This window comes from Allomuricauda sp. CP2A (genome assembly GCF_001683915.1).
In the GTDB taxonomy this organism is placed as follows: Bacteria; Bacteroidota; Bacteroidia; order Flavobacteriales; family Flavobacteriaceae; genus Flagellimonas.
This window is the reverse complement of the sequence record NZ_LXTT01000064.1, coordinates 1-25091: the sequence shown is the minus strand read 5'-3', so window position 1 is coordinate 25091 and position 25091 is coordinate 1. Positions and strand designations below refer to the sequence as shown.

Sequence of the window (25091 nt, the reverse complement as noted above, 5' to 3'; positions counted from 1 at the left end):
ATTTCAGTAATATAATCAATAACTGCATATATTGCATTAAAGGTTTTGGCATGGCTTTTCTTTAGAAATCACAATGCCGTATCCTGCAAGATAACCAGATTCGAACCTCAAGGACAATGAAGTCCACATTTTTTTCTTTTTTAGAGCATAATGTTAACTTGAAGAAAGTTATCCTTGTTCCAAGACTTTCATTAATTCATGGTTCAGATATAATTTTGCTTTTCCTACTTTATTGGATTTCAAAAAGCCCTTACCTTCCAATTCGATCAAATAGTTCCCGACCGTTTTAGGTGTTCCCAAACCAATATCGATAAGGCTTTGGCGTTCAGTATAAGGAAGTTTGAAAAGCACTTCGACCAAATCACTCTAATATACCTTCGGCAATTGTTCCTCGATTTTAACCCTTGTTCTTTCCATCAAGACAACAATGAATTCCAAAAGGTTTAGACCATGTATGAAGTTTGCTCCAACATATCAAGTATTTATAGAAAATAATCCGACCAATTATTCTTTTCCGTTACATTTCGTAGATGTCCATAGTATTTCTTTTTGTGTTTGATAATATACTCGCTCGGGAACAGGACCGGTATGTCAGTTGTTCCAGTTTTAATTGTGCCAAAAAAAGTATCTGCCCTGTTCTCCCGTTCCCATCAAAAAATGGGTGAATGGCTTCAAATTGGCAATGTGATTTGGCAATTTTAATCTTTGGATCAATTCTATTGTCTGATTGATGAATTTTTCAAGATTGACCATTGACGTCTTCTTAGGAAGGAGGGATATATACAACTTCCCATTTGTATTTGACAGTGCCGTGCCAATTGAAGTCCTTATTCCTGAAGGATTTTGTTTGATACATTGGACAATTATAACACAAAGGTTCGTTGTTATAATAGGTTTCACTTCTAGTCTTTTGAGACCAAGCCATATAACTTCCTTGTAACTGACAACTCCTTTGGTGGCAGAATGTGAGAATGTTTTATAAAACAATAAATTTCAAGCATTTAACTACTATAATTCCCGATAGGTCGCCTTTTAGGTCCCTTTTTAACATCTTCCAAAAACCTAATATCTCAATTCCACACGCCTACTACCGTGCTGTTCCTTTAGGACCAACTTCAAGTGCTCCTTGTCCCCTAGCACAATCTTGGACAGGACATATACCAACCGAACCACCTCCCCGTCCTTGACCTTATTCGGAATACCATACCCATGGATGGGTTCCAAGGGGATCTCCTGATAGGAGGCCCTTCGTTTTGCGCTCCCATTGATTCGAAACACTTCCAGTCGGTCCAAATCAAACCGACCACCAATTCCATCCATCCCATATTTTCCATAGCAATACTGTTTTAAATTCCGATAGATCCCGATTCCAAGGCCTTTCCGATCCCTTTTTTGAGCTGCATCATCGCCTTATAGGCCAATTGGGCCTTGTTGGTGGGGATGGTCGGCACCTTTACCCCGGCCTTGAAGAGCAGCTGCTTGGCCGCTTGCCGTTCATTCGTTGGCAATCCCAATAATGCGGAAAAGAAGCGTTTGGGATCCTTGTCCAAGAGGTTACGGGCATGGTAGGTCTCCACAAAATTTCTTTTGTATCCGAACTTTTTGTCAAAAGTCTTTTCCGCTGCCCGATAGAACTTATCCCGATCAAAGCCCTGTTTGACGGTCTGCCCATGGAGCGTGGTCTCGGAAGTTCGGAACTTGGACCCCGGGGAAAGGCTATGTGTATTGGTCCTGTCCATTCGGCTCACGATGATATGGATATGGCTCTGGTGGCCTTCCTTGGCCATACCGGGTACGATGCGCTTCCCGTTCAATTGGTGTGGGGCCTCTCTTTCCAATGCATTTATCTTTTCACGGAGCTTGGCAATTTCCCCTTGCTCCCGCCCTTCTTGGATGGCCCTGACCCGGTGTTGCAGTTCCAAGATCTTGCTGGCATGGGCCTGGTTCTCCTTGACCTCGCGATCTTTTTCGGAATAGGCGCGTTCCCGTTCCAATTTGGCAAAATAGAGGATATCCTTGACGGCCACTTCACGGTCCCGGTAAAAGGAGGCCGCATAGGCCTGCATGACCTGCCGGGTGTATTGCCGTAGCTTTTCGGGATCGTTTCCGATATGCTGGAGTTCCCTTTGGGAAGGGCTCACCACCAGTGAATAGAACTTGGGTTCCCGTTTCTTGAGCTTGGCGGTATTGGCGTCGATCTCGGCAATGACCCGCTCCGCATGGATGTTGTTCTCTTCCTGGTTAAAATACCCTTCCTGTAGTTCCGGTTCCTTCCCTTCGTTCTCCTTTTCCAGATAGTTGACAAAATCCCGGGCACTCCCCCGAAAATTGTCCCCCAGTTGTTGGCGTGTGATGGCGATGTACATACTTATTGCTTTTTAAGTTTTGTTCGGTATTTTTCAATGGCCTCGGGGTTCAAATCCAATTTGAGATGGTCCTTGCCAAAGCGGTTGTGGTAGACGCTCACATGGTCCAGCACGTACGTAAAATCCTCCTTGAGCTCTTCCATTTGTTCCTCCAGTCGGTCATAGCGGATCTTGGGCACGGTGACCTCCCCATCAAAAGATTCCATCTCGTTGGATGGCTTGGCCTCGGTCAATTGCTGTTCGATAAAATCAAAATCGCTGTCCCATTCCTCGTCATCGGATGCCAGCTCCTGCTCAAAGAGGGCCCGCATCATCCCGACGGTGGGCAGGGTCTGTTCCTTTTCGATGCTGCGCATAATGGCGATCATGGCATTGAAGCGCCGTCTTATGTAGTGCTTCATACTGGCCATGGTCTCCCCTATGTGTTGGTCCGGGGAGATTCCATGGCGTTCAAAAAAGTCCATCATGGCCAAAAGAGTCAGGGATTGGGATTTTCCAAAAAGCTTGGAAAACCGCCTAAATTTCAACAATACCGGTTCTTTGATGCTCAAACTCTTGAATCGTTCATTTTTGCTTTCATTTTTCATAATTCCGTGAAAAATCCTTTGATTTTATTGGGCTCAAGGCCGTTTTCCGTGAAAACCGTTTTTGCCTTTTTTCCTTATATATCTGCCAACCCCCATAAACAGGGGCCTTGCGGAGCAAATATGATCGGTAGGACGCGCGAGCGTGCTACCCTCTTGCTTCTCCGATTTGTCCCGCAGGGACAAAATCGTATCGCACAACATGACCCAAGGGTCAGTTGCCTATGCTGTGAAAGTCAAATAGAGGGGTACGGAGCAAGGAAAGTCAAACCAATCTACCGAAGCAGATCAAAATAGTTCCGTACTTGAAATGCCGTTGAAAACCAACCCTTTAAAGATAGGAAAACCAATGTTCAGGACATAAAAAAAAGCCCATCATAATGGATGGGCTTCGATGGTGTGTTTTGTGGTTCACATATTGAACATAAAATCATAATTGTATAGATTTCGCATGGCTTCTCTTCGACTCCGCTCAGAGCAGGCCCAAGAGGGCTTCATAGTCCTTATCACGGGTTTCTGCAAATTGGCGCAATTCGGTCCCGGAACGGCTTTCCACATCTTCTTTGGATACGGAAAGCAAGCGTTCCTGGGTTTCATTATAAAGGTTTGTAAAGTTCAAATAGATCATTATTCAAATTTTGAATAGTTCATTGTTCACAGATCATAAAGGCTTGGATCGAACCCATCGGGATAATACCTAGGGTCGTTTTGTACTTCCAACCATTCCTCAAATTCGGTCATTTCTGTATTCGCTTCCATGGCATTTGCATTATAGAATCCCGTTATCTGCAAAACTGTAGTAGCACCCATCAGGTGCAAGAATGATATGGTCCAAAACTTTGATGTCAAAGAGCTGGGCCGCCGCTTTGATCTTTTGGGTCAATTGTTTGTCCTGATAACTGGCTTTGAGTTGTCCCGAGGGATGGTTATGGGTCAAAATGATCCCCACCGAAAGGGTCTTTAGGATAATGGCAAAAAGGATGCGCACATCCACCAAGGTTCCCGTGATGCCCCCATGGGAGAGTGGATAAATGCCTTTGACCTTGTTGGACTGGTTGAGCAGCACGACCTTAAAGGTCTCGTGCAGGCCTATGGTCTTGTTGTCCCAATTTTTGAACAATAATTCTACTACCTCGTTGGAGTTGGTCACGGACAGGGATTTCAGGGTACTGAGCTTTTCCCGGTAACTGATCTGTATTTCATTGACACGATGTTCCATTTCATGTGTTTTTCAGGATGAAAAAGAAAAGGATGCCCCCAAGTTGTTATGGGGCACCCCTATCCATTTTACTCGGTGGTATTGTTCTCACCCCCACCCAATAGCAAGATCTCACTGGCCACCACTTCGGTGACATACTTTTTATTGCCCTCTTTGTCCTCGTAGGAACGGGAGGTCAATTTTCCCTCGATGGCGATCTCCTTGCCCTTGGTCACAAATCCCTCGATGATGTCGGCCAACTTGCCCCATCCGATCACGGTGTGCCATTCGGTATTGGTCACCCGTTCCCCTTCGGAGTTCTTGTAATGTTCATTGGTGGCCATGGTCAGGCGTGCCACGCGTTTCCCTTTATCAAGGTCTGTGATCACGGGGTCTTGCCCCACGTTTCCGATAAGTTGTACTTTGTTTCTCAATGTACTCATGATAAAAAGCTTTAAGTGCCTGCCCCCTTCCTATTGGACAATCAAGCAGACGGGTTAATAAATTCCCCTCTTTTTTTGGTCATTGTTTCCCAAATTTTAAGGGGCGTTTGTTTGCTTCTTACGTGCGCAGCACAATAAAAGAAGGGGGTTCTGTCAAGGCTTTTGGGTGGAAATCGGGAGGCTCCGCGACGTAGCAAAACCCTGACCGCCGAAGGGGGGCAAGGTTTTCAAGGAAGTGGATACCCTATTTGTGGCCAAAACCTGTCTAGGCCTTGACAGGTTCGATGAGGGCCATAGGAATTCCATCTGACCCATTGCCAAGGGAGCGTACGGGAAGTTGAGCGAGTGCGGGCGATGGTGTCCTGATCGGAAGTCCTTGGGCCCTGCCCTGTTTTTCGATGTCCCGAAAAACAAGTAAGGGCTTCTTTTATTACGGACCCCTTAAAATTTGGTGGGCGGACGGGCGGATTTGCGGCCTTCCAAAGCAAGACACCCAAGATGGGTCTGCAAAGGAAGGCCGCATCAAAATCCGTTTGGCCGACTTCCTTGTTGGATGTGGATGTATTGTATTCTTCCAACATTGCGGTGGCCGATGGAGCAATACTCCCGTTCTGGAGGATATAATACGGGAATCACTTTTTCGTCCGCTCAGAACAGTTCCCCCTGATTGTTCCGGGAAGATTTGGTATCTGGACGCTCTGAAGTTTTCAGTTTGTCCCTTAGGGCCTGTCTCCGTTTCTCATAGATCCATGACCTTAGGTTGTCCAAGAGACCTTTCTCTTGATCGGAAAGTTGCTCGGGTGCTATTTCCATCATTGCTTCAAATTGTTCGGTCTTGTTGAAGGTCTGGACATATTGTAGGCCGCACCAAGTGTATATGTTCGTCCATTCACTGGGCATGGGCGACTCATAGGTCCTGGGCATCATATAGGCCACCACCTCGGTAAGGGACGCGGTTTGTTTTCCTTCCATCTGAATTATCAAACGGGCCGAGGTGATGTTCTGCAATATATCCACGGGAATCAAATCCTGCCAAGCAGAGGGATACACAATGATGGGACCTGTGAGGATATCCATAAAGTCGAAAATAAAATCGGATTTCACCTTTTTGAACGATTTGGTGTTTGGGATCGGGGTTTCCGTTGGCTCCATTTCAAAGCCAAAATCCAGTTGCACTACGTGGGAATTTTCCATGATGATATGTTTTAAGTTGAACAATAGTGGCGCACGGCCAAACGGAAGGGAAAATTTCGGAGCGGGAAGGAAACGGAATCGTTACTTCGTTTACAGAAATAATATTGTTAGAACGGATATAGTTCTGCTTTGAAATAAACAGTTCCACTTACTGCATTAGCTTTAGAAACGGAATAGAGAAAATCTACTGTTTATATTAAGTAAGGTAAGTCATTTGAGCCTAAGCCAGAGAGTATTAAGGGCATAACCCACTAATGATTTAAGCCGCTCAAAGGGAACATTAAAAAAAACTTATTATGAAGGTATACGGTATTGACCTTTCCAAAGACAAATTTGACGTAAGCTATGTTCTTGCAGACGAAGAGAAAAAAAAGATTGTAAAAAATGACTTTAAGGGAATCTGTAGCTTTTTGAAGCGAGTGGAAGATAACTGCATCCTGGTAGCTGAGCATACAGGAAGCTACGGTGACCTACTGGTTCATCTCTGTTACCAGTTTGAAGTCAAAATAGCATTGGTCTCTGGATACAACATCAAGCACAGCTTGGGATTGCAACGAGGCAAAAGTGATTCAAAGGACGCATATCGCATCAGGAAATACGGTGAGAGGTTTGCCGAAGAATTACGCTTGATTGAGCCAAAGTCAGAATCGGTCAAAGAACTTAAGGAACTTTACAGTCTGCGGGAACAGTTGTCAAAGAACAGGACATCCCTTTTGTTGGGACAGAAAACAAGAAAGCACGGTCCTTCACAAAGCGTTGCGGCCTATAAAACCTGTCTAAGAGCGATAACCAATCTGGAAAATGAAATCGATGCTATCGAAAAGGAAATTCAAACAATCGTTCAGAACGATTCTGATTTAAATGACAATTACAAACTCATTACCAGCATCAAAGGCATTGGCCCCGTAATCGCAAACAACCTGATTATCAAGACTGAAGTATCACAACAGCCAAAAAAGCTGCGGCCTTCGCTGGGGTATGCCCTTATCCAAATTCGTCCGGGAAAACGTCAATGAAGTCCAAGACCAGCCATATGGCCGACAAAAAGCTAAAATCATTATTGTTCTTAGCTGCCAAAACTGCGGTGGCGCATAACAGGGAATATAGCCTATATGCCGAACGAAAAAAGCTTGAAGGCAAACCTTATTTCTTGATAATGAACAACGTGTCCAATAAAATGCTCAGAACCGTCTATGGTGTCATTCAAAGTTGAAAACCATATGATCTTAACCATATATGTAATGATCCAAGACAAATGAGTTAAAAAAACGAGTATTTTATTTTGTTTTTAATAGAGTATATAAACAGTGACGTACGGAACGGCTTTATGCCGTCCCTTGTCCGAGAAATATTTTGCGAGTTTACCTTTCGGGAATATTGATAACTGTAATTATTAATTACATAAACCGAAATATCGGTAATGGCGTTGGTATTGGAGCAGCTTACGGTTTTCAATCAGGGAAAGTTTCACAGAGTACTGCTTTAGGATTTGCTATTGGAGTCGCACTCGGAGCAATTTTCGATTCTGTAATTAGAAAGAAAAAGAATTAAGTGAAACAAAAATGAACCACTAACAGGGTGTATTAAAAATAGAGGGTTGAGTGCTTTTATAAAAAGTCAGTACCAAACTGAAAGTGAAATACTTTCAAATCCGGCACTTCTTATTCACGCAAACCGTTACCAAAGTTCAAATAAAAGACCGTACCTAAACAATAAACCCTGCAATCGTTTTTCCATTCACCTTTAACGGTTATCACTATCTGTCTCTTCCAAAAAACTAAACTGTAGCTAATATTGGCATTCTTCTAGTTCCAACATAGTGATTTAATTCACCAAAATGATGTATTTTTGGTGAATTAAATCACCAAAATGATAGAAAGGCAGCTTAAACGGAAAATTACCCAGAAACTGGATAAAGGTAAGGCCATCATTCTCATAGGTCCCAGACAAGTAGGCAAAACAACACTTATCAATTCAATCCTTGAGAATAGAGAACATTTATTTCTTAACGGCGATGATTCCACTGTGAGAAACTTGTTGACCAACCCCAATACTGAAGAGTTAAAGCAGATCATAGGGAGTCATACCACAGTATTTATTGATGAGGCACAAAGAATTGAAAATATAGGTATTACCCTAAAACTAATTACAGATCAATTTAAAAGCGTACAATTGTTGGTAAGTGGATCTTCTGCATTTGAATTGAATAACCAAACGAACGAGCCTTTGACAGGAAGAAAGTGGGAATACCACCTTTATCCCATTTCATGGATTGAACTGGAAAACAACATCGGCTATTTAAAATCAGAGCAACAATTTGAACTGCGTATTCTATATGGGATGTACCCGGATGTTATCAATAATCTAGGGCATGAAATCGAGGTTTTGAAAGAGCTGACCAATAGTTATCTGTACAAGGATATTTTGGCCTTCAGCGGTATTAGAAAGCCACAGATACTGGAAAAATTATTGAGGGCACTTGCCCTACAAATAGGGAATGAAGTCAGTTACAATGAATTGTCCCAATTGGTCGGAGTGGATAAAAATACAGTAAGTAATTACATAGATATATTGGAAAAAGGTTATGTAATTTTCAGATTAACGAGTTTTAGCAGGAACTTAAGGAATGAAATCAAAACGAACCAAAAGATATATTTTTACGATACTGGTGTACGAAATGCTTTGATCGGGAATTTCAATGCACTGGACAGCAGAACCGATGTGGGAAGTCTTTGGGAAAACTTTCTCATCGGAGAGCGAGTTAAAAAATTGAGTTATCAAAATTCATTGGTCAATACTTATTTCTGGAGAACCAAAACCCAACAAGAAATAGATTATGTGGAAGAAACTTCGGGGGAAATAACAGGTTACGAATTCAAATGGAACCCAAAGGCCAAGGCCAAAATTCCAAAATCATTTATTGACACCTATAATGCGAAAGTTAAAATTATCAATAAAAGTAATTTTCGGGATTTTTTGATGTAATGCCAGATTTAGTATTGCTCAACTTGTCTGGAAGAACTGGGATTTACATGGAACTCTGCTGAAAATACCATCGTCATCGAATAAAGTCTTGAACAAATGGTAAAGCATACAGTTAAGTTCCCATTGTCAAAAGATTTATTGAAATTAGTAAAAATTGACTGCCCATGTTGATATTCCTGAATCAATAATCAAAAACCGTTAACTTTACATTGAAAGTCAAATGACATCAGAAGATCACAAATAGCCCGTCAACAATTCGGTCAACAGTTTTTGCAAGGCTCTGAAACCCTTTGATAATAAAGGGTTCGGTAAAAGGTTTGAATCCTGCCGCGGTCACTAAACGGGATTTTTCACAAATTGAGTGGAATTTCCCGTTTTTTATTTCCTTCAAATTACCTGAAAACGAACCGATTGTGCCAAAAATTTCGTTGACCCGAAAAGTTTGAACTGCTTTGTTTTTGAAGTCATACACAATCCCGTCAGGGAACACCATATATTGTATGGCCCTTTTTGTTTCCAAATCCCCTAACTTCCATAAATACGGTAAGTTACAAGCGTAATCGAGTGCCATTTTTACTGACTTTTTGAGGTTTGAACTATTTATCCCGCTATTCTCCAATTTCATCTCCAATTCCCTTTGTTTAGCTTTCAGTTCAGGCATAAAAAGATCATATTGGGACTTTGTGATTTCGTTCAGCACTACATACCTTCTTTCCAATGTATTTATCTGCTCTCCGATTTGAGCGAGTTCTTTGGTCAATCGTTTTTGGTCGTTAAGTGCTTCTTGATTGTAAGCCAACAAGGTATCGTGTATGATATCGGTCAAAGGTTCGATATACTTTTTATCGGCTATGGTATACCTGTTCAAAACATTTATAAACTCTTCATGGAGCTTTTTTGCGCTTCTACTTTCCCTGCTTCCCTTACGCCTGTTCTTGTAATAATATAGCCCCTTTTTCTTCACAATAAACCCAGTATAAGGTGTCCCACAAACCGAAGATCTGACAAACTGTTTTAATGGCAGATTTTCATCGTCGTACGAATATTTCTTGGGTGTATCTCCCTCGTGAAGTAGATTATGGATCTTTAAAAAGATTTCTTTCGATATCAGGGCCTCGTGTTTTCCTTGAATCACTTCTCCAGGAATTAGGCTATTGACAATAAGTCCACAATAGAACGGGTTTCTAAAAAGATCGGTCAATTTTTTTGCGTTTATGTCCAGACCCTTTTCTTTGAGCCGTTTTGCAATCTCGACATGGGACATATTGGAATTTGCCTTCCATAAAAAAGCCTGCTTCAACAATCTTCCTTCATTGGTGATTACAAAATTGGGGGTCTTTCCTTTACCGGGGTTCGTATTGGTGTATCCAAATGGGTAGGCTCCTGTCCAATGGCCCCTTCGTAACTTTTCCCGCATTCCAGTAATTGATTTGTCCCTACGGACCTGATTGTCAAAGTGGGAAAACATATGATAGAGGTTTTCTTGAAAGGTGCCCGCACTCGTGGTTACATCGATTTCCTGGGTGGCGGATATAACGGCCACTCCCTGCTTTTTTAACTGCTCGCTGATATAGGCACCGTTCGCGCCCGTACGTGAAAACCTATCATAGGAATAGACAATGATATAGCCAATGTTCTTTCTCCTTTTGACATACTTCAACATCCTTTGGAATTCCCTACGTTCATCGCTCTTTGCGGATTCATAGGTTCCCCCGAAATATTCCAGTACTTCCAATTCTTTTCGAAGTGCATACTCCTGGCAATATTTAAGTTGAGTGCTTAGACTGGCATTTTTGTCAAATTGCTCCTTACTTGAAACACGGGTGTAGATAACGGCCGTATTGTTTTTCCCTATAATCCTTCCCTTTTCCCTTTTGGCAAATTGATCAAATACCTCTAAGTTCATATGTTCCCTTTTTGGACATGGCGGCAAACTATGTTGGCGAATTCCCGGAGTTGTTCCACGATCTTTTTCGCTTCTTCCTCCTGGCAGTCTTCAAAACCTTTATAAGTCTTGAGCCATGTACTGTTGAATGTTCTGTTTTTCCGCTTTAGCTCGATTATCGGGTTTGACATTTCCGTTAAATAGCAATAGCTCCTTCATGTTGTAAGGTCACCACCGTATTTGCATAAGCAGGCTTTAATTTACCCTTTTTAACTATTTAAATCCAGTATCGGATGACAATTTTATTCCTTGAATATCAATGGTTGGTTAACTTCTTTTTGTTTTTGCCAGAGGGGAGACTTTTTTCCTGAATATCCTGTTTACACAAACAATCTTGCCATTGGTTTGTTTGATTTCCAGGTTCTGAAAATCATGTTGTTTCAACATATCGATGATACGCTCCCCTGTGTCCAATCGTTCCAGACCTTCAATAGCATCGACCTCCCCGTTCTTGATGATCACTTTGATGGACAGGAACCTTTTACTGCGTATCATCTCCAATACCTGGATCTCGGAGGGGGTCATTCCTGAAGGTTTTTGCTTGTTGTTATTTTCCATAAGTTCAAGTTCTAGAAGCCCAGCCCTTTCCTTTTCTTCTTTCTTTTGGACTTCTTCTTATTAATATCATCTTTGAGTTCCAGTTTGAAAGGATTCCACTCCGCTTCATCCAATAAAGGCCCGGTCATTCCATTTTCCTTAATTTCTCCCACATGACTTTTTGATTGTTGAGCAGAATTTCGAGTGCCTTTTGCAGTCCCATTATTTCTTGGTTCAACCTTGACTGTTCCTTCATCGTTTCCTTCGTGAGCTTGATCAGTTCCCCGTTCTTTTCCATTAGCCGATAATATAACTGAACGGTCTCTTGTTTGCTCATAATCGATTTGTTTTACAATACTGTTCCATGAGAATTTTTTGCCTAGGGTACTGCCTTTATATACCACATCTTGATATTTGAAAGATATCCCCGAAACCCTGCCTGTGGTTTTGCTTACGTTGAATCTTGGCGAGATATTTTGCTCTTGTAGCAACTTGATAAATTCTGTTGTGTCCATTGCTTTTGAGATTGCCGAACCGATTCGCTCCTGTAGGACAAGTTTGATAGGTACATCGCCTGTTCTAAGGGTTTTCTCTATTTCCTTTTGGTCAAGTGATTTTTTTCCACCAATTTTTGTTGAAATCTGAGTCAATCCATATTTCTTCTCCAAATCATTGAGCACTTCCCGGCTTCTTCTTTTAATGTTACTGTCACTCGTTATCCTGCCTGAATACCTGACCCTATTGGCCACTATATGGATGTGTTCGTGTTCCGTGTCCGTATGACGGTACATAATGAACTGGTTGTTATCGAAGCCCATCTTCATTAGATAGTCACATCCGAATGAAGCAAACTCCTTATCGTTCAATTCATCTGAGTAGGGCAGGTTCAAGGAAACATGAAGGACCGCATTCCCAAGTCCCGGACGCATTTGCCTGATCAAATTGAATTCCTGTGTCATGTTTACCGCTGTGGAAGGCTCTATATTGGAATCGATGACATATCCTACTCCTTCGTTTACCTTTTTTTCATTGTAGACCAGAACACCATAGAAATCTTTCCCTATTGTTATCTTACCTATCATTGTTCGAGATACTTGATTTGAGCTGTTTCAATAGCATTTTTACCTCCTCCAATTGTTTATGAATGCTGAAAGGGTCACGGATACCTGAGTTCGAGACCCTAGTGAGTTGGTTCAGGTTGTTTCCCATCCGGCTCAGTTCGATAAACAGTTTCCGGTCCAAAGGATCTACCTTTTTCGTTGGCAGGGATTTTCCCGTACATTTTCTTCGGATATACCCGGCGACTGACAGCCCAATGGTCTCCGCATTATTGGTAATGATCACGTATTCACTTTGTGAAACCCTAAAGGCGATGACAATCGTCCTTTTTTTTGATATGTCCTTTTTAGGTCTTGCCATTTTCTATGGTTTTGGTATTGTTCTAAAGGTCATTTGTAAACGAAGTGCGCAGTTTTTGTTTACAAAAACACAACTTGCTCCGTGACCTCCGATCAACTATACCACAAACCTATTGTCTATTGATTGTTTACAAGGGATTTGCCGTACAGAGTTATATGTACGGTAAATTTATCCAGTGTTGGAAATAAGGAATTGGACGAAATCACAGGGGTGAGTTTCTATGGAAAGGGAGAAAAATGGTCAATGTATGAATATACCCTTAATTTTAATCTCTTTACCAGTTGTCCAATTGTCATTTTCCAAACTGATTTTTAAAGCCCGTTTGGGCCAATAGTGGAAAGGGAAAAAACAGAAAGGGTATGACATTGAGGAAAGGGAACTTAAAAATGGTGATTGTTCAATAATGAGGCTTGGCACCTTATCCGCAAACAGCCTTAACATAGCAAATCATCAAGACAAATTTATTAGCGTTTTGAAAAATCCTTACCTCTATACGATGATTACCAGTGTTCTTTTGTCCAGTTTCCTTCCTGTATATTTTACTTTAATCCTCCTTTATTTTCCTTGGAGCACATGATCATTTAAATGATCATACATTTGTACGATCGTACAAAAAATGTGTCTCGTCCTGAAAAAAGTTGTCACTTAAAGCGGTTGATACTATAACGAGTTTACACATTTTTCAATAATCTTAGGTCAGGTTTACACCCAAGGTTCCCTTTGTTATCATGCAGGGGTTTGTTCCCTGATCATATTTATGTCTTTCCTTCCAATAATTTTTCCATGCCCTTGGTATCGGTCCGTGGGACATGTGGGCCGAATCGGGGGTCTGCATATTGAGACTTAGATGGGGCCTACGGCCATTGTAAGAGGAGACGATGTCCCCGAACATATCTATTGCCTCCACTTTGAGCCTTGGTCTATTGTTCTTGAGCCATTCGGTCTTCAGTATGCCGTTCACCCTTTCGGCTATTGCATTTTCCAAGGGATCCACCTTTTCTGTCATACTGATCCCGATGCCGGCACCCTTAAGGATGCTTATGTACCTGTCGCAGCAGTACTGGATGCCCCTGTCCGAATGGTGCACCGGTTTGGGACCGGTCCCATGCGGCAACTGTGATATGGCCATGTTCAGGGCGCCGATCGCACCGGAGGCCGTTAGTTTTGGGGATATGTCCCATCCTATTATCTTCCTGGAATATGCGTCCGTGACGAGCGAAAGGTACATGAATCCCTCCATCGTGTCGATATAGGTTATGTCACTGACCCAGAGCTGGTGTGGGGCATCGACCGTCATCTCCCTTGCCAGGTTGGGGTACCGCCGAAACGAATGGTGTGAATTGGTGGTCCTTGCCCTGCCTCTGGAGCGTCGCAGCAGCATCGAGTTTTCCCGCAGGAGGGCGAAGAGCGCATCCATGCCCATTGAAACCTGTTGTGGGCAGGATGGCCCGAAGATGATGCTGTGGAGCTTGCGCACGCCCACGCCGGGAAGTATGGCGCGTTCATTCTGAACCATCTCGAGCACCAACTGCTTTTCGGCAAGTGTCCTGTACTCGTATCTCAAAAACTTATAATAGGCCTGTCTCGTTTTGCCAAACAGTCCGCACAGCGTCCCAACACTTGTTTTGGGCATGGTCTCTTTCATTTCTTGGACTGTTTGGCACCAGACTTTTTCTGATGTTGATCTTAAGGTCCCTTTCCGCAATGTCTATCATTTTGTTGGCGGCCAGATTTTTGAGCTTCTCGCTTGCCAGATCGGACTCAAGTTCCCTGATCCTGGCCAGCATCCCCTCCGGGGAGTCCGGTAGGACAGTTGAGGCCGGTTCCTTGGTGGTACCGTCGTTCGGCAGGGCCTGGTCCGGACAGAACCTTTTCACCCATTGTTGCACGGATGAAGGTGTTTTGAGACCATACAGTTTTGCCGTTGCCGCCATGCTGAGATCCGATCCCAGATAGTGGGAGGCAACCTTTCGTTTAAAATCGTCCGAATAGGAGTTTACACTTTTCATGATTAAATTTAAATTATTGCTTCTATCATGACAACCTATTCTAGGACAAGACAAGGGTTAAATGGCCCAAGAACATGATACCTACATGTAATTCAATATTAAGTGATTTGGATTATACGATTAGGAACATAGGAAATCCAAAGAGATTTCCAATCCTTTCTTCTTTCTCCCTTTCCACAAAAGAGCGCCCGACAGGGCGCCACCTTCCATGACCAAAACACAATGGTTTCTTGTAGGGAAACAACCAATTTAACGGAATGGAGAAATCTTTTTGGTAGCGGTGAGAGAATAAATGCAAGAGGGCGATAAAGCGTCCTCTTGTTTTTATGAGTGATCCAGAGGATGTTGATATCAAATTGGGAACAAACTCACTGTTTTGTCATATTCCTATACTGTGACATTCCCACTGAATTCTATAAGGGACTGTTATTGCATTCTGCTTTGACATATTCTTTATCTGGCTTTCCTGTCAAAAAGAAGAAATAACAGAAACCCAATCGACATTACTTAAATTTTCCAATAAGTGTAATGCACATGCATATAAGTTATCACCCAAAAATCAATCTGTCCTAGTTACTGTTTGTAGTATTGTTTGTATACGGTTCGTTGGTTTCAAAAAGTGCCCTTATCTCCCTTTTTTCGGATGATTTTATATGAGTTACTGCTTTTTGGCAAAAGTCATTGAACAATGTAGGATTGTCCAGGTTACCGTTGACCCATTCTGCCAAATATCCATTGAATCCTTCAAAACCCATGGTTTGGATCAGCTTATAAAATGCCACGGCCCCTTTATTGATTTCAAGATATTCCGCTCCATCGGCATAGAGCAATGGTGGTTCTTGGTTGGGCTCGTTATTTTTGTCCTTGCCATACTTTTCCAACTTTTCTTGATAAGCTGATTACCGCTTCCCCACCTATTTCATTTTTCACATACAAGAGTCCCAACGCCTCTGGCAACCCTATTGTAAGCATATCCGCCCCTTGCACATTGGCAATGGTCAAGTTTTTTTGCAGCCACAGTTTGGCCAATCCACTACCGATGGTTTGATAGAGATAGGCTTTTTCCTGTAAACCTTCGGTATCGGCCACCCAACCTTCTTTTTCAGAAAGTGCAATGGTATTGGCAAAGGTATACCGATCGTCTTGCCAACGGTGTATTTCTACCAATTGAAGTTGATTGTCGACCGAATTGGCCCCAAAGTTGGTTTGCATAAAAGCAACCCCTTTTTTTAATGCTTCTTGATAGAGGTCCACATTGAACGAATGGGTGGGTTTATGCAGAATGGAATAGTCTATATTCCCGGCCTTGCCCTTGCCAACGCTATAGTCTGATGATCCTACCTGCCAATTGAACACTTGGGGTTTCTTAATGGTATAGATGGAAGTGGTTCTACCATCTTCAGTTTCCATTTTTTGTAAGGCTCCGGCCGTAAACGGAATTTGGCCTTCTTCGGTACTAATAATAATTTTACCTGTAACCCAATCGGCATCCGTAGCAAACACATTTTGGGTAAGGGCAAAGGCATTATCAACAGTGGCCATTCTGGAATCCAGACGTTCCAATCCCTGTTCTTGGCGTTTCCGGTTTTCCAATAACTCCTTGTCGCTATCATATCCTTTCACAGGTAAAAAATCCTGAAGACTACCAAAACTTCCCTTTTTGGTCAAATCTGCCTGAAAATCGCTCTGCACAAAACCGACATATTGTTTGCTCCCTACCAAGGAAAGCTGCAACACGCTATCTTTTTGTAAGGTAGACGGGATTGGATAGGCGGTCAGGTTTTGCTCGACATCCCCTTTTCCCATGGTCAATTCTTGTCCGTTCAGCTTCACATTGGATAATTGGACAAAATCCTTGGTATTGAAAAACAAGGTATCTGCCCCCTTTTCGTTGTTCAATGTGATATCAGCAGTAAATTCTGCCCTTCTTTTTGAAGGAAATAGATCCAATTTTACATCGATTGTTTCATATTTGGGCTGTGGTTTGGTTTCCAGATACTTGTATTTTATCTCGTACTAGGCATCCAATCGTTCCTCTTCGGCATCTGGGATAAAGTTGCCATTATCATACACATTTTTGGTGATGAACGACATCAAAAACAAGAATGCCCCAAAAAACAACACCATCACACCTTTGGAAACCATGCTAAGTTGCATATTCTTCAACGAAAGTCTGTTTTTCCATTTTTTATCCGAGCCCCGCTTCCATAGCCAAACACCGGTCATGACCAAGGTAATGGCCAAAGCCAACCACAATAGGAAGAACCAATTGGCCGATTCTTGAAATATACCATAACCGCTCATTTCCGAATAATCTTCAACTCCAGGAGTAAAACCATATCCTAGCCTTAAATCTTCAATGATGCCCATATCAAAGGAAACAATCAAGAAGATGAAAATGGCCACACAAAGAAGGTGTGTGAAAATTCGATGGCTGGTCAAAGCTCCCACAAAAAACACCAAAGACGCCCAAAGTACAAAGTTCAAAAAGGCCCAACGATAGAGCAAAAGGTCCTCTGCAAATTGTCCTAAATCTATATAAGAAGCTCCACCCAACAACACTTGGGTAAACACGGATACTACAATAAAGCTCACACTTAATATAAAAGACAGTCCAATAATCGCTGCCAATCTGGAAAGTTGGGTAACCCAGACAGGAACGGGCAACGAATCTGTTATTTGCCAAATATTGACCGTCTTGTCCTTAAAAAACAACTCGCCGGCCCAAATCATGATCAACATGGTTATAAAAACGCCCCATTGCAACCTAAAATAGGTCATATTGCTACTGATGGGATATTCATTACCAATATAATAAGCCGCATTCCAAGTAACATTTTGCAAAAACACCATCAATAAGATAATACCGAGGATTATTTTGAAGGAAGTAGGGCGAACAATGTTCAGGAACTCCAATTTTGAGAGTGACCATAGTTTAGTGAGAAAATTAGGTACTTTGTATTGTTTCACGACCTCTGGCAATTTTATGGATGCCGTAGAAAATGACACTTTCTTGCCTTCTTTGATTTTTTTGGATTTATCGGTACCGGCCTGTATGACGTACTTGAAAGAGAAGCGTAGATATGCCGCTATGGCAAACACCATGGCAAGTCCCATCCAAAGCAATCGGTTCTTTAAAACATAGCCGGTCAGTTTGAACAGTTCGGTATTTTTTTGTGTGGGACTCAACAGTTCGGTATAGTGCTGTGCCGCTACATAGCCTCCCGAATCCGCCAAGATGTAAGCCATTAGATTATCCCCACCCCCGGTTTCGTAGGAAGTTTGGGCGATTAAAAATAGAATGACCACCAAGAATACGGCCAAATAACTTGTGGTCATTCTACGGGTAAACACAATGGCAAAAAATACAACGGATACATAAAAAAAGAGGTTGGGTACGGTAAACATGATCCAACCGTGAAACAAAGGGCCCCATTGAACCGGACCAAAACGACCAGCCTCGCCAATGCCGGAAAACGGCACCAACAAATGCCCAACAATCATACCCGTACTTAGAATGACAAGGTATAGGAAAGCGGCCAAAAAGCGGCCTATAAAAAATTGTTTTTCATTGATGGGCAGTGCATAGGTCCACTCCGCGGATTTATACCTGATCTCTTTGTAAAGCACACCTCCGGTAGCTATGGCAATGATGATGATCATAAGCATACCCATGGCCGCATAGTTTCTATACAAAATGCTCGAAGCGTTCATAAGCACCCCTTCGTTGGAAAAGAAATCAAACGATCCCTTGGTATACCATATCATCTGAAAGGCAAGCATGAGAAAGAAAACAAGGGTAACCCAACTAAATACACGCTGTCTTAGCTCGTTTTTTACTATGGAAAATATTGTTTTCATTTTAGTGTTCGCTTAAAATTTTAAAATAGGCATCTTCTAAAGAAGGTTTTTTAGCATCAAAATCACCATTGGGTAAATCATTATATTGGGTAAGAATTTTTTAAAAATGGAACAATCACCAAAATCGATTTAATTGTATTTTTTGAGGCACGATTTCCATGATAAAACCAAAGAAAAAACGGGTCTGCAAATTAAACTCTGTCTGAAAGTAATTAAGTATTAATTTTTAGAGGTCAGTAGTTAGTTACTTATCCAAGATTTCACTTGGTGTATCATTGTACATTATAATGATGAACATCGATTCAAATCTAACAAAAAGGTCGCCAAGGACCGCCATGGGGATAGCATTTTAGATGTCGATAAAGCTCAACAACCGGAACACGGCCAGCATATCACAGCGTGTGGTCTGGGTTAAAGCCATCTACCAATTTTTTATGCTCGTAATCGGCCACCATAAGCTCCTCATAATCAGTTTTTGTTCCCTTGGTAAACTTATGTACCAATTTTTCCATTAAATTGTATATTACCGGTACTATTATCAAGGTCAAGAAAAGCGAACTTATCAATCCCCCGATGATAACCCAGGCAAGACCATTTTTCCATCCCGATCCCGGGCCTGAGGCCAACGCAATGGGAAGCATCCCGAAAACCATGGCAATGGTAGTCATTAGAATTGGGCGGAGACGTGCGTGGTTGGCCTGTATCAAGGCGTTCCTGACCGTTTCCCCTGACCGGACCCTTTCGTTGGCAAAGTCAACCAGGATAATGGCGTTTTTACACACTAGCCCGATCAACATAATTATACCAAGAATGGTAAAGATGTTCAGGGAATTGTTCGTTAACGCCAATGCCAGCAAAGCTCCGATGAACGATAAGGGAATGGAAAAAAGAACTACGAACGGGTGCACAAAACTGTCGTACAGGGAAACCATTACCAAATAGACCAATATAATAGCTGCCAACATAGCAATTCCCAGTGTTCCGAACCCTTCCGATTGCCTTTCTTTATCCCCACCCCATACGTAATCGACCCCCGTGGGCCGTTCGACATCCTGGAAGGCAGCTTCCCATTCATCCGCGACCGTACCAGCTGGTCTGCCAACGGACTGCCCTTTTACGGTAACCGACGCGGTCTTATCCCGGCGTTCCAATTGGCTCGGGCCCAACGTTTCGGTGATGTCGGCGAACTGTGAGAGTTTTACCTCTTGCCCTTGGTCATTAGTAAGGATCAAATCCCCTACATCGACAATGCTTTTTCTATCAAAACTATTGTAGCGAATGTTAATATCATATTCATATTCCCCTGCCCTGAATTTGCCATCGGTATTCCCGTTAAATGCTGTTTGCATTGTCAACCCCACCGTTTGTAACGATAATCCCAGGGAGGCCATTTTATCCCGATCTACTTGAACATTGATTTCAGGATTTCCCGTTTCTACGGACAATTCAATTTCCGTGGCCCCAGGAATCTTATGCAGTTCCGCCTCCGCCTTTCTGGCAAAGACCATGGCACTATCCAAACTAGGTCCGGTCACTACCAAGGCCAACGGGGCTTCCTCCGCCACTCCCAAAAGACTTATAGGGACGGTTTTCACCTTGGCTCCGACCAAAATTTTCTCTAAACGACGTTTTGTTTTGGCGGCAAATACATAAGAATCGTCCTGCCTTTCATTTTCATCAACCATTTGGACGTTTATTTCCGCCTTGTAAGCTGTAGCCTGTGAAGCTCCTAAGCCTTCGCTGGTCTGGCCTACAGTGGTGATAAGGCTCTTGACTTCTTCCTGTGTATTCAAAAAGGCCTCTGCTTTTTGGGCCATAAAATTACTTTCTTCCAATGAGGCATCTTTTGGTAGTTCTATCTGCACCAAAAACTCGCCCCTATCCGATGTGGCAAAGAATTCGCCTCCAATAAATCCTGCCGCTACCAAGGCGATCGAAGCAAAGAAGATAACCAAAACGATGGACAGCGTGGTTTTATAATGATCCAGGCACCAGGTCAATAAGCCGGAGATCCAATTCGTGAAACGTTTTAATTGTGTTTCGAATTTGATGATAAGCCTACCGAACAGGTTTTTACCTGTGATATGCTCCAATTTTCCGAAACGGGACGATAACCAAGGAATAATGGTAAACGATGCCAATAGGGACAACAAGGTCGAAATAATTATGGTCACACAAAATTGGGTAATGATTTTGGACACCAGACCGCTGCTCATGGCAATGGGAAAAAAGACGACCACGATTACCAGCGTTATGGATGTTACCGTGCCCCCGATTTCAGCGGTACCGTCATAGGCCGCACGGACACGGTTTTTGCCCATTTCCATATGCCGGTAAATGTTTTCGAGTACAACGATGGCATCGTCCACCAAGATGCCTACGACCAAAGACAATCCTAATAAACTCATTAAGTTCAAGGTATAATCCAACAACAAAAAGCCTATAAATGTCGCAACCAACGATGCGGGTATGGACACCATTACAATTAGCGAGTTTCTTACACTGTGCAAGAAGAACAGCATTACGATCGCCACCAATAACACGGCGATCAATAGGTCATGGATTACGGAATCGGCCGCCTCTAGGGTAAAAACACTACTGTCATTGGCGACATTGAGACTGAGGTCTATGGTTTTATAATCGGTCTCGAGCTGTGCTATCCGTTTTAATATATCTTCACTTACAGCTACGGCATTGGCATCGGACTGCTTGATCACCTGCAGTAGGATGGCACTTTTTTGCTTTACCCGTGCAATTTTTTCAGGTATTTTTTGACTGTCCTGAACATCCGCAATATCACTGAGCCTCACTTGGATGCCATCTTTATCAGCGACTACCAGATTGCGCAGCTCTTCAACATTTTTATATTTTCCGGCCAACCGGATCAATATTTTTTGCTGCCTGGTCTGAATATTTCCTGTGGGGAAATCCAAATTCGAGGCCAGGATGGTCTGTTGGACCTGGGGTATGGAAAGGTTATATCCATGAAGTCGGTCGGCGTCTAAATTTACCTGGATTTCCCTTTCTTGCCCCCCGATCAAATTTATCTGTGCCACACCATTGACCCGGGAAAGCAAAGGGGCAATTTTTTTATCAATCAGGTCATAAAACTTAATTTCATCCATAGTGCCATTAGCACCAATTGTCATAATCGGAAGGTCGCTCAATGAAAATTTGCTTAAGGAGGGTGTTTTGGCATCATCGGGCAGATCACTGATAATGGCATTGATTTTCCGTTGTGCATCGTTTAGGGAAATATCAACATTGGCATCATCCGTCAAGGTAATCGCAACCGTGGAAAGGCTTTCATAAGAACGGGATTCTATTTTTTTGATGTTCTCCAGAGAGGCAACCGCATCCTCTATTTTTTTTGTCACGGTATTTTCGATCTCGCTGGGCGAGGCACCGGGGTAGATAGTGGCGACGGTTATGACATTTCGGTCGAATTTGGGTATCAATTCATACCCCAGTTGGTTATAACTGAACAGGCCCCCAAGGGTAAGTATGGTGAATAGCACAATGACCAATGAAGGCCTTTTTATGGAAATTTCCGCTAATTTCATAGTATGGAATAAAATGTTTCAGGTTATTGTCCGGTTCTAGTCGATGATGTCTATCTTGGAACCGTTCTGTAGATTGATCTGCCCGGTAACTATTACGAGTTCATTGCTGTCCAGACCATCTAATATTTCGACCTTATCACCGAATATTCTTCCAGCCGTTACACCGGTCAGTTTTGCAACTCCATCCTCAGCGACAAAAACCTGGTTACTGCTTACACTTCCCAGGAACGCATTTCTAGGGGCCACCAGTATCTTTTCGCTTTCCCGGTCTGACGAGGTGAAGGATGCCGTCCCGTACATGCCCGCCTTCAAGGCGTTGTCCGGATTGTTCGATATCTCGATTTCCACAGGAAAATTCAAACTGCTATCCGATTTCGGTGCTATAAACGTGATTTTCCCTGCAAATGTCCTGTCTGGTAAGACACTGGCTTTTACATTTACCGGGGCACCCGTTTTTAAACTGGCCACTTGGGACTCGTTGACCGTAACCCTAAGTTTAAGTTTGGAGACATCGACAATTTCGAACATTGGTGTTGCTGTTGCCAGAACAGAACCTGGTTCGATAAAACGCTTATTTACAACTCCTTTTATCGTAGCTTTTATGCTGACATCACTCGCATTTACCCTCGCTTGTTCCAGTCTCGATTGTGCAGTAACCAAGGTCAACTTGGCCTGATCCATTTGTTGTTCGGTCACTCCACCGGTTTTTAAGGCATTTTCAAAACGGTTGAAATTTTTGGACGCATTCTGATAGGCCGCTTCGGCCGCGTGCAGTTCTGCCGATACCTGCTCACTTCTCACAACTGCCAAAGTCTTGCCCACTCTGACATGATCACCTTCTTCTACCAATACCCTAACGACTCTACCTGGCTTTTCCGCAGAAAAATCCAGTTCTTTAAAGGGCTCGAAGTTTCCATTGGCGGTAAAATTGAGGGGAATAGTTTCCATCTTTACCGTATCAACCTTTACAGTGACACTAGCATTTTTCTGTGCAACTATATCCGTTTTTGCTTGATTTTCTTGTTTGTTGTTCATTAAGATGAAGGCAATCAGGGCCAATACCACTAAAATTGTAAGTATGTATATTATGTTCTTTTTCATCGTGCTTATTAGTTTGTTAGTGACTTTAATTCCCCTTTAGACTTCAACAACAGGATTTCTGCCAGTTTGTATTGTAAAATTGCGGAGTTAAAGTTGTTCCTAGCCTCGGTCAAGGCGTTTTCCGCATCCAATAGATCCGTTAGCGGAGCCAAACCTTGGACGTAATTGTTTCTGGTATTGTCCAAAACTGCCTGTGCCAACCTGACATTTTCGTTTTGATTGTTGACGGTCGCAATACTATTGTTTATTTGGGTTCGGGCATTTTCGTAATCAAGATCTAAGGCCAATTCGGTATCCTTGATATCCTCTTGTAAGATCCGCAGATCTATATCGGCCTGCATTACTTTGGAACGTGTACCAAAACCTGCGAAAATGGGAATTTTCAAATTCAATCCTATCGATGAAAAATCGGACCAATATACCTTGTCCTCAGGCTTTTTGAACCAGGGAAGGTCCGGGCCTTGGCCAAGATAGTTGTACCCAACTGTTAGGGAAAGCGTTGGATAATATTCCGCCTTGACCGCCATTTTCTGGTAAGTCAACAATTGTTCCTGCTTTTTGAGAAGCAGATACTCCGATCGATTCTCGGTATCCGGGGATGAAACTACCTCGCTTGGTCTGAATTCGAACTCGATTTCCGGAATTTCGATTTGGGCGGTTATGGGCATTCCCATAAAAAATTTCAGGGTATTTTCTTGAAGTTGTAGCGCATTGTTTATCTGGAGCCGTTGGGTCTCTAGATTTGAAATTTTAACAATAATCCTGTCCAAATCGATTTTCTTCGCTAGCCCATTTTGAAACTGGCCCTCAATGATATTTTTCGCCTTGATCGTATTTGCCAACGTACTATCAAGTACCTGAAGGTTTAAACGCTGTAGATATACTTGATAGTAACTATTGGCTACCTTTTCTATTACCTGCTCTTGAGTTAATCGATTATTGATCTGATAAAACTCACGGGTAGTTTTTGCTGCTTTTAAACCTGTGTAAACCGATTGGTCAAATAAGTTCTGGTTCAACGAAACACCAAAGACCGAATTCCATTTTTGCCCCAAAGTTGCCTGTATAACGGTGCCCGGTTGCCCAAAGGAACTTCCATCGATCACATTGGTCTGTAGGATGGGATTATAGACCAAACTACCATTTCCTGTGATCTGTGGCAATGCTCGCGAACGAACTTCCTGGATTTGGTACTCACTATTTTCAATGGCCAGCTTCGATTTTTGTGCATCGGCCTTGTATTCAAGAGCATAGGAAACGGCATCCTTTAGGCTAAGCTGCTTTATTTCCTGGGCATTGGCTACGCAAACAAGGCATAAAAGGGAAATGCTTAAAATTTTTTTGATCATAAACGGATACGTATTTAATGGGGGAGAAATTTTAGGATGTCCTATAGGGTTTTTTAAGATCCTCTTGTTTTATGTATAATTCTTTATTACCTAAAGTTTAGGAGCCGTTTCTATGGATGCTATATATACATCTTGCCAAAGCCACTAAATCTTTTTGTCCACTTTGGAAAAGTTCCACGTCCACCACGTTGATGGATTTACCACTTTTAACAATCTTTGCCTTGGCCAAAATATCCCCTTCAACGGTAGGATGGAGATAATCGATCCGCATATCCAAGGTATTTATCCTGTCCTGTAAGGAATCGAGGGTCGTCGCTCCGGCAGCTCCTCCAGCCGTATCGGCCATAGCGGCCAAAATTCCTCCATGCCATCGTTTTTGCAGATAGTCGCCTATGAATTCTTTCTTAAAAGGGACTTTGATGCACACGTACCCAAGTCTGATTTCCATAATTTCTAACCCGAATATTTTATTGGCCGGCATCATGTTTTCAATAGCATGCTTTAAAAACAAATAGTCGTCTTGCCCTATTTCCTGCA

Annotated in this window: 26 protein-coding genes; 4 read left to right on the top strand and 22 right to left on the bottom strand. The window is 42.5% G+C overall.

What is annotated here, in order from left to right:
- Positions 1 to 168: 168 nt before the first annotated feature.
- The 8 genes from A7D14_RS20550 to A7D14_RS07610 all read right to left on the bottom strand — a co-directional run bounded on the left by A7D14_RS20550 (position 169) and on the right by A7D14_RS07610 (position 4591).
- The gene (locus A7D14_RS20550) at positions 169 to 351 is read right to left on the bottom strand and encodes a hypothetical protein (protein WP_409552677.1); all 183 of its coding nucleotides are present in this window, start codon (positions 349 to 351) and stop codon (positions 169 to 171) included.
- 166 nt (positions 352 to 517) lie between these two features.
- Positions 518 to 715, bottom strand: coding sequence for a Fic family protein (locus A7D14_RS20545; protein WP_409552679.1), 198 nt, complete (start codon positions 713 to 715; stop codon positions 518 to 520).
- Positions 716 to 1062: 347 nt separating this feature from the next.
- Positions 1063 to 1320 carry a DUF4138 domain-containing protein gene (locus A7D14_RS07635; RefSeq protein ID WP_067032317.1) on the bottom strand — a complete coding sequence of 86 codons (258 nt, stop codon included), beginning with the start codon at positions 1318 to 1320 and terminating at the stop codon, positions 1063 to 1065.
- Between the two features lie 26 nt (positions 1321 to 1346).
- A complete protein-coding gene (gene mobB, locus A7D14_RS07630) occupies positions 1347 to 2366 on the bottom strand; it encodes a MobB family relaxase (RefSeq protein WP_067032314.1) in 1020 nt (339 codons plus the stop codon).
- Positions 2367 to 2368: 2 nt separating this feature from the next.
- The gene (locus tag A7D14_RS07625) at positions 2369 to 2953 is read right to left on the bottom strand and encodes a BfmA/BtgA family mobilization protein (protein WP_067032312.1); all 585 of its coding nucleotides are present in this window, start codon (positions 2951 to 2953) and stop codon (positions 2369 to 2371) included.
- A 469-nt stretch (positions 2954 to 3422) separates the two neighbouring features.
- A complete protein-coding gene (locus A7D14_RS07620) occupies positions 3423 to 3578 on the bottom strand; it encodes a hypothetical protein (protein ID WP_255307412.1) in 156 nt (51 codons plus the stop codon).
- Between the two features lie 141 nt (positions 3579 to 3719).
- Positions 3720 to 4169 (bottom strand): JAB domain-containing protein, encoded by a 450-nt coding sequence (locus A7D14_RS07615; RefSeq protein WP_067032309.1) that lies wholly within the window; start codon positions 4167 to 4169, stop codon positions 3720 to 3722.
- A 68-nt stretch (positions 4170 to 4237) separates the two neighbouring features.
- Entirely contained in the window at positions 4238 to 4591 is a 354-nt protein-coding gene (locus A7D14_RS07610) for a single-stranded DNA-binding protein (RefSeq protein WP_067032306.1), read from the bottom strand.
- A 498-nt stretch (positions 4592 to 5089) separates the two neighbouring features.
- Between A7D14_RS07610 and A7D14_RS20390 the strand changes: the two genes are divergently transcribed.
- Complete coding sequence (locus tag A7D14_RS20390; RefSeq protein ID WP_255307411.1) at positions 5090 to 5215, top strand: hypothetical protein; 126 nt, start codon at positions 5090 to 5092, stop codon at positions 5213 to 5215.
- 24 nt (positions 5216 to 5239) lie between these two features.
- Here A7D14_RS20390 and A7D14_RS07600 read toward each other — a convergent pair whose 3' ends face one another.
- Positions 5240 to 5785, bottom strand: coding sequence for a hypothetical protein (locus A7D14_RS07600; protein ID WP_067032300.1), 546 nt, complete (start codon positions 5783 to 5785; stop codon positions 5240 to 5242).
- 296 nt (positions 5786 to 6081) lie between these two features.
- On the opposite strand from A7D14_RS07600, the gene A7D14_RS07595 reads away from it, so the two are divergent.
- The 3 genes from A7D14_RS07595 to A7D14_RS07585 all read left to right on the top strand — a co-directional run bounded on the left by A7D14_RS07595 (position 6082) and on the right by A7D14_RS07585 (position 8770).
- Complete coding sequence (locus A7D14_RS07595; RefSeq protein WP_067032297.1) at positions 6082 to 6801, top strand: transposase; 720 nt, start codon at positions 6082 to 6084, stop codon at positions 6799 to 6801.
- Positions 6726 to 6998 carry a transposase gene (locus A7D14_RS07590; RefSeq protein ID WP_083158022.1) on the top strand — a complete coding sequence of 91 codons (273 nt, stop codon included), beginning with the start codon at positions 6726 to 6728 and terminating at the stop codon, positions 6996 to 6998. Before A7D14_RS07595 ends, A7D14_RS07590 begins: the two co-directional genes overlap by 76 nt.
- A gap of 656 nt (positions 6999 to 7654) precedes the next feature.
- Positions 7655 to 8770 (top strand): ATP-binding protein, encoded by a 1116-nt coding sequence (locus tag A7D14_RS07585; protein ID WP_067032291.1) that lies wholly within the window; start codon positions 7655 to 7657, stop codon positions 8768 to 8770.
- A 226-nt stretch (positions 8771 to 8996) separates the two neighbouring features.
- On the opposite strand, the gene A7D14_RS07580 is transcribed toward A7D14_RS07585, so the two are convergent.
- The 13 genes from A7D14_RS07580 to A7D14_RS07515 form a co-directional block, all read right to left on the bottom strand.
- The gene (locus tag A7D14_RS07580) at positions 8997 to 10676 is read right to left on the bottom strand and encodes a recombinase family protein (RefSeq protein ID WP_067032288.1); all 1680 of its coding nucleotides are present in this window, start codon (positions 10674 to 10676) and stop codon (positions 8997 to 8999) included.
- Positions 10677 to 10982: 306 nt separating this feature from the next.
- A complete protein-coding gene (locus A7D14_RS07575; protein ID WP_067032285.1) occupies positions 10983 to 11273 on the bottom strand; it encodes a hypothetical protein in 291 nt (96 codons plus the stop codon).
- Positions 11274 to 11284: 11 nt separating this feature from the next.
- A complete protein-coding gene (locus A7D14_RS07570) occupies positions 11285 to 12334 on the bottom strand; it encodes a relaxase/mobilization nuclease domain-containing protein (RefSeq protein ID WP_067032282.1) in 1050 nt (349 codons plus the stop codon).
- Complete coding sequence (locus A7D14_RS07565) at positions 12324 to 12671, bottom strand: plasmid mobilization protein (RefSeq protein ID WP_067032280.1); 348 nt, start codon at positions 12669 to 12671, stop codon at positions 12324 to 12326. The genes A7D14_RS07570 and A7D14_RS07565 overlap by 11 nt, the downstream gene beginning before the upstream one ends.
- 691 nt (positions 12672 to 13362) lie before the next feature.
- Positions 13363 to 14316 (bottom strand): IS3 family transposase, encoded by a 954-nt coding sequence (locus tag A7D14_RS07555; RefSeq protein WP_067032276.1) that lies wholly within the window; start codon positions 14314 to 14316, stop codon positions 13363 to 13365.
- Positions 14240 to 14680 (bottom strand): helix-turn-helix domain-containing protein, encoded by a 441-nt coding sequence (locus tag A7D14_RS07550; protein ID WP_051947138.1) that lies wholly within the window; start codon positions 14678 to 14680, stop codon positions 14240 to 14242. The genes A7D14_RS07555 and A7D14_RS07550 overlap by 77 nt, the downstream gene beginning before the upstream one ends.
- Positions 14681 to 15249: 569 nt before the next feature.
- Complete coding sequence (locus A7D14_RS07545) at positions 15250 to 15561, bottom strand: hypothetical protein (protein WP_036379395.1); 312 nt, start codon at positions 15559 to 15561, stop codon at positions 15250 to 15252.
- A complete protein-coding gene (locus tag A7D14_RS07540; protein WP_141673284.1) occupies positions 15533 to 16630 on the bottom strand; it encodes a hypothetical protein in 1098 nt (365 codons plus the stop codon). Before A7D14_RS07540 ends, A7D14_RS07545 begins: the two co-directional genes overlap by 29 nt.
- Positions 16631 to 16696: 66 nt before the next feature.
- The gene (locus A7D14_RS07535; protein ID WP_036379398.1) at positions 16697 to 18541 is read right to left on the bottom strand and encodes an ABC transporter permease; all 1845 of its coding nucleotides are present in this window, start codon (positions 18539 to 18541) and stop codon (positions 16697 to 16699) included.
- Positions 18542 to 18933: 392 nt separating this feature from the next.
- On the bottom strand, positions 18934 to 22104 hold the full coding sequence (locus A7D14_RS07530; protein ID WP_036379400.1) for an efflux RND transporter permease subunit: 3171 nt from the start codon (positions 22102 to 22104) through the stop codon (positions 18934 to 18936).
- A 36-nt stretch (positions 22105 to 22140) separates the two neighbouring features.
- The gene (locus A7D14_RS07525) at positions 22141 to 23205 is read right to left on the bottom strand and encodes an efflux RND transporter periplasmic adaptor subunit (protein WP_036379401.1); all 1065 of its coding nucleotides are present in this window, start codon (positions 23203 to 23205) and stop codon (positions 22141 to 22143) included.
- An 8-nt stretch (positions 23206 to 23213) separates the two neighbouring features.
- Complete coding sequence (locus A7D14_RS07520) at positions 23214 to 24551, bottom strand: TolC family protein (protein WP_036386003.1); 1338 nt, start codon at positions 24549 to 24551, stop codon at positions 23214 to 23216.
- A gap of 100 nt (positions 24552 to 24651) precedes the next feature.
- A partial coding sequence (locus A7D14_RS07515; RefSeq protein ID WP_067032273.1) for a PaaI family thioesterase occupies positions 24652 to 25091 on the bottom strand: 440 nt, incomplete at its 5' end.

Bases quoted from the DNA above. Each gene is read 5' to 3' on its own strand.
- A7D14_RS07635 (WP_067032317.1), bottom strand. From the start codon at position 1,320: ATGGATGGAATTGGTGGTCGGTTTGATTTGGACCGACTGGAAGTGTTT.
- mobB (WP_067032314.1), bottom strand. From the start codon at position 2,366: ATGTACATCGCCATCACACGCCAACAACTGGGGGACAATTTTCGGGGG.
- A7D14_RS07625 (WP_067032312.1), bottom strand. From the start codon at position 2,953: ATGAAAAATGAAAGCAAAAATGAACGATTCAAGAGTTTGAGCATCAAA.
- A7D14_RS07620 (WP_255307412.1), bottom strand. From the start codon at position 3,578: ATGATCTATTTGAACTTTACAAACCTTTATAATGAAACCCAGGAACGC.
- A7D14_RS07615 (WP_067032309.1), bottom strand. From the start codon at position 4,169: ATGGAACATCGTGTCAATGAAATACAGATCAGTTACCGGGAAAAGCTC.
- A7D14_RS07610 (WP_067032306.1), bottom strand. From the start codon at position 4,591: ATGAGTACATTGAGAAACAAAGTACAACTTATCGGAAACGTGGGGCAA.
- A7D14_RS20390 (WP_255307411.1), top strand. From the start codon at position 5,090: ATGGGTCTGCAAAGGAAGGCCGCATCAAAATCCGTTTGGCCGACTTCC.
- A7D14_RS07600 (WP_067032300.1), bottom strand. From the start codon at position 5,785: ATGGAAAATTCCCACGTAGTGCAACTGGATTTTGGCTTTGAAATGGAG.
- A7D14_RS07595 (WP_067032297.1), top strand. From the start codon at position 6,082: ATGAAGGTATACGGTATTGACCTTTCCAAAGACAAATTTGACGTAAGC.
- A7D14_RS07585 (WP_067032291.1), top strand. From the start codon at position 7,655: ATGATAGAAAGGCAGCTTAAACGGAAAATTACCCAGAAACTGGATAAA.
- A7D14_RS07580 (WP_067032288.1), bottom strand. From the start codon at position 10,676: ATGAACTTAGAGGTATTTGATCAATTTGCCAAAAGGGAAAAGGGAAGG.
- A7D14_RS07575 (WP_067032285.1), bottom strand. From the start codon at position 11,273: ATGGAAAATAACAACAAGCAAAAACCTTCAGGAATGACCCCCTCCGAG.
- A7D14_RS07570 (WP_067032282.1), bottom strand. From the start codon at position 12,334: ATGATAGGTAAGATAACAATAGGGAAAGATTTCTATGGTGTTCTGGTC.
- A7D14_RS07565 (WP_067032280.1), bottom strand. From the start codon at position 12,671: ATGGCAAGACCTAAAAAGGACATATCAAAAAAAAGGACGATTGTCATC.
- A7D14_RS07555 (WP_067032276.1), bottom strand. From the start codon at position 14,316: ATGAAAGAGACCATGCCCAAAACAAGTGTTGGGACGCTGTGCGGACTG.
- A7D14_RS07550 (WP_051947138.1), bottom strand. From the start codon at position 14,680: ATGAAAAGTGTAAACTCCTATTCGGACGATTTTAAACGAAAGGTTGCC.
- A7D14_RS07535 (WP_036379398.1), bottom strand. From the start codon at position 18,541: ATGAAAACAATATTTTCCATAGTAAAAAACGAGCTAAGACAGCGTGTA.
- A7D14_RS07530 (WP_036379400.1), bottom strand. From the start codon at position 22,104: ATGAAATTAGCGGAAATTTCCATAAAAAGGCCTTCATTGGTCATTGTG.
- A7D14_RS07525 (WP_036379401.1), bottom strand. From the start codon at position 23,205: ATGAAAAAGAACATAATATACATACTTACAATTTTAGTGGTATTGGCC.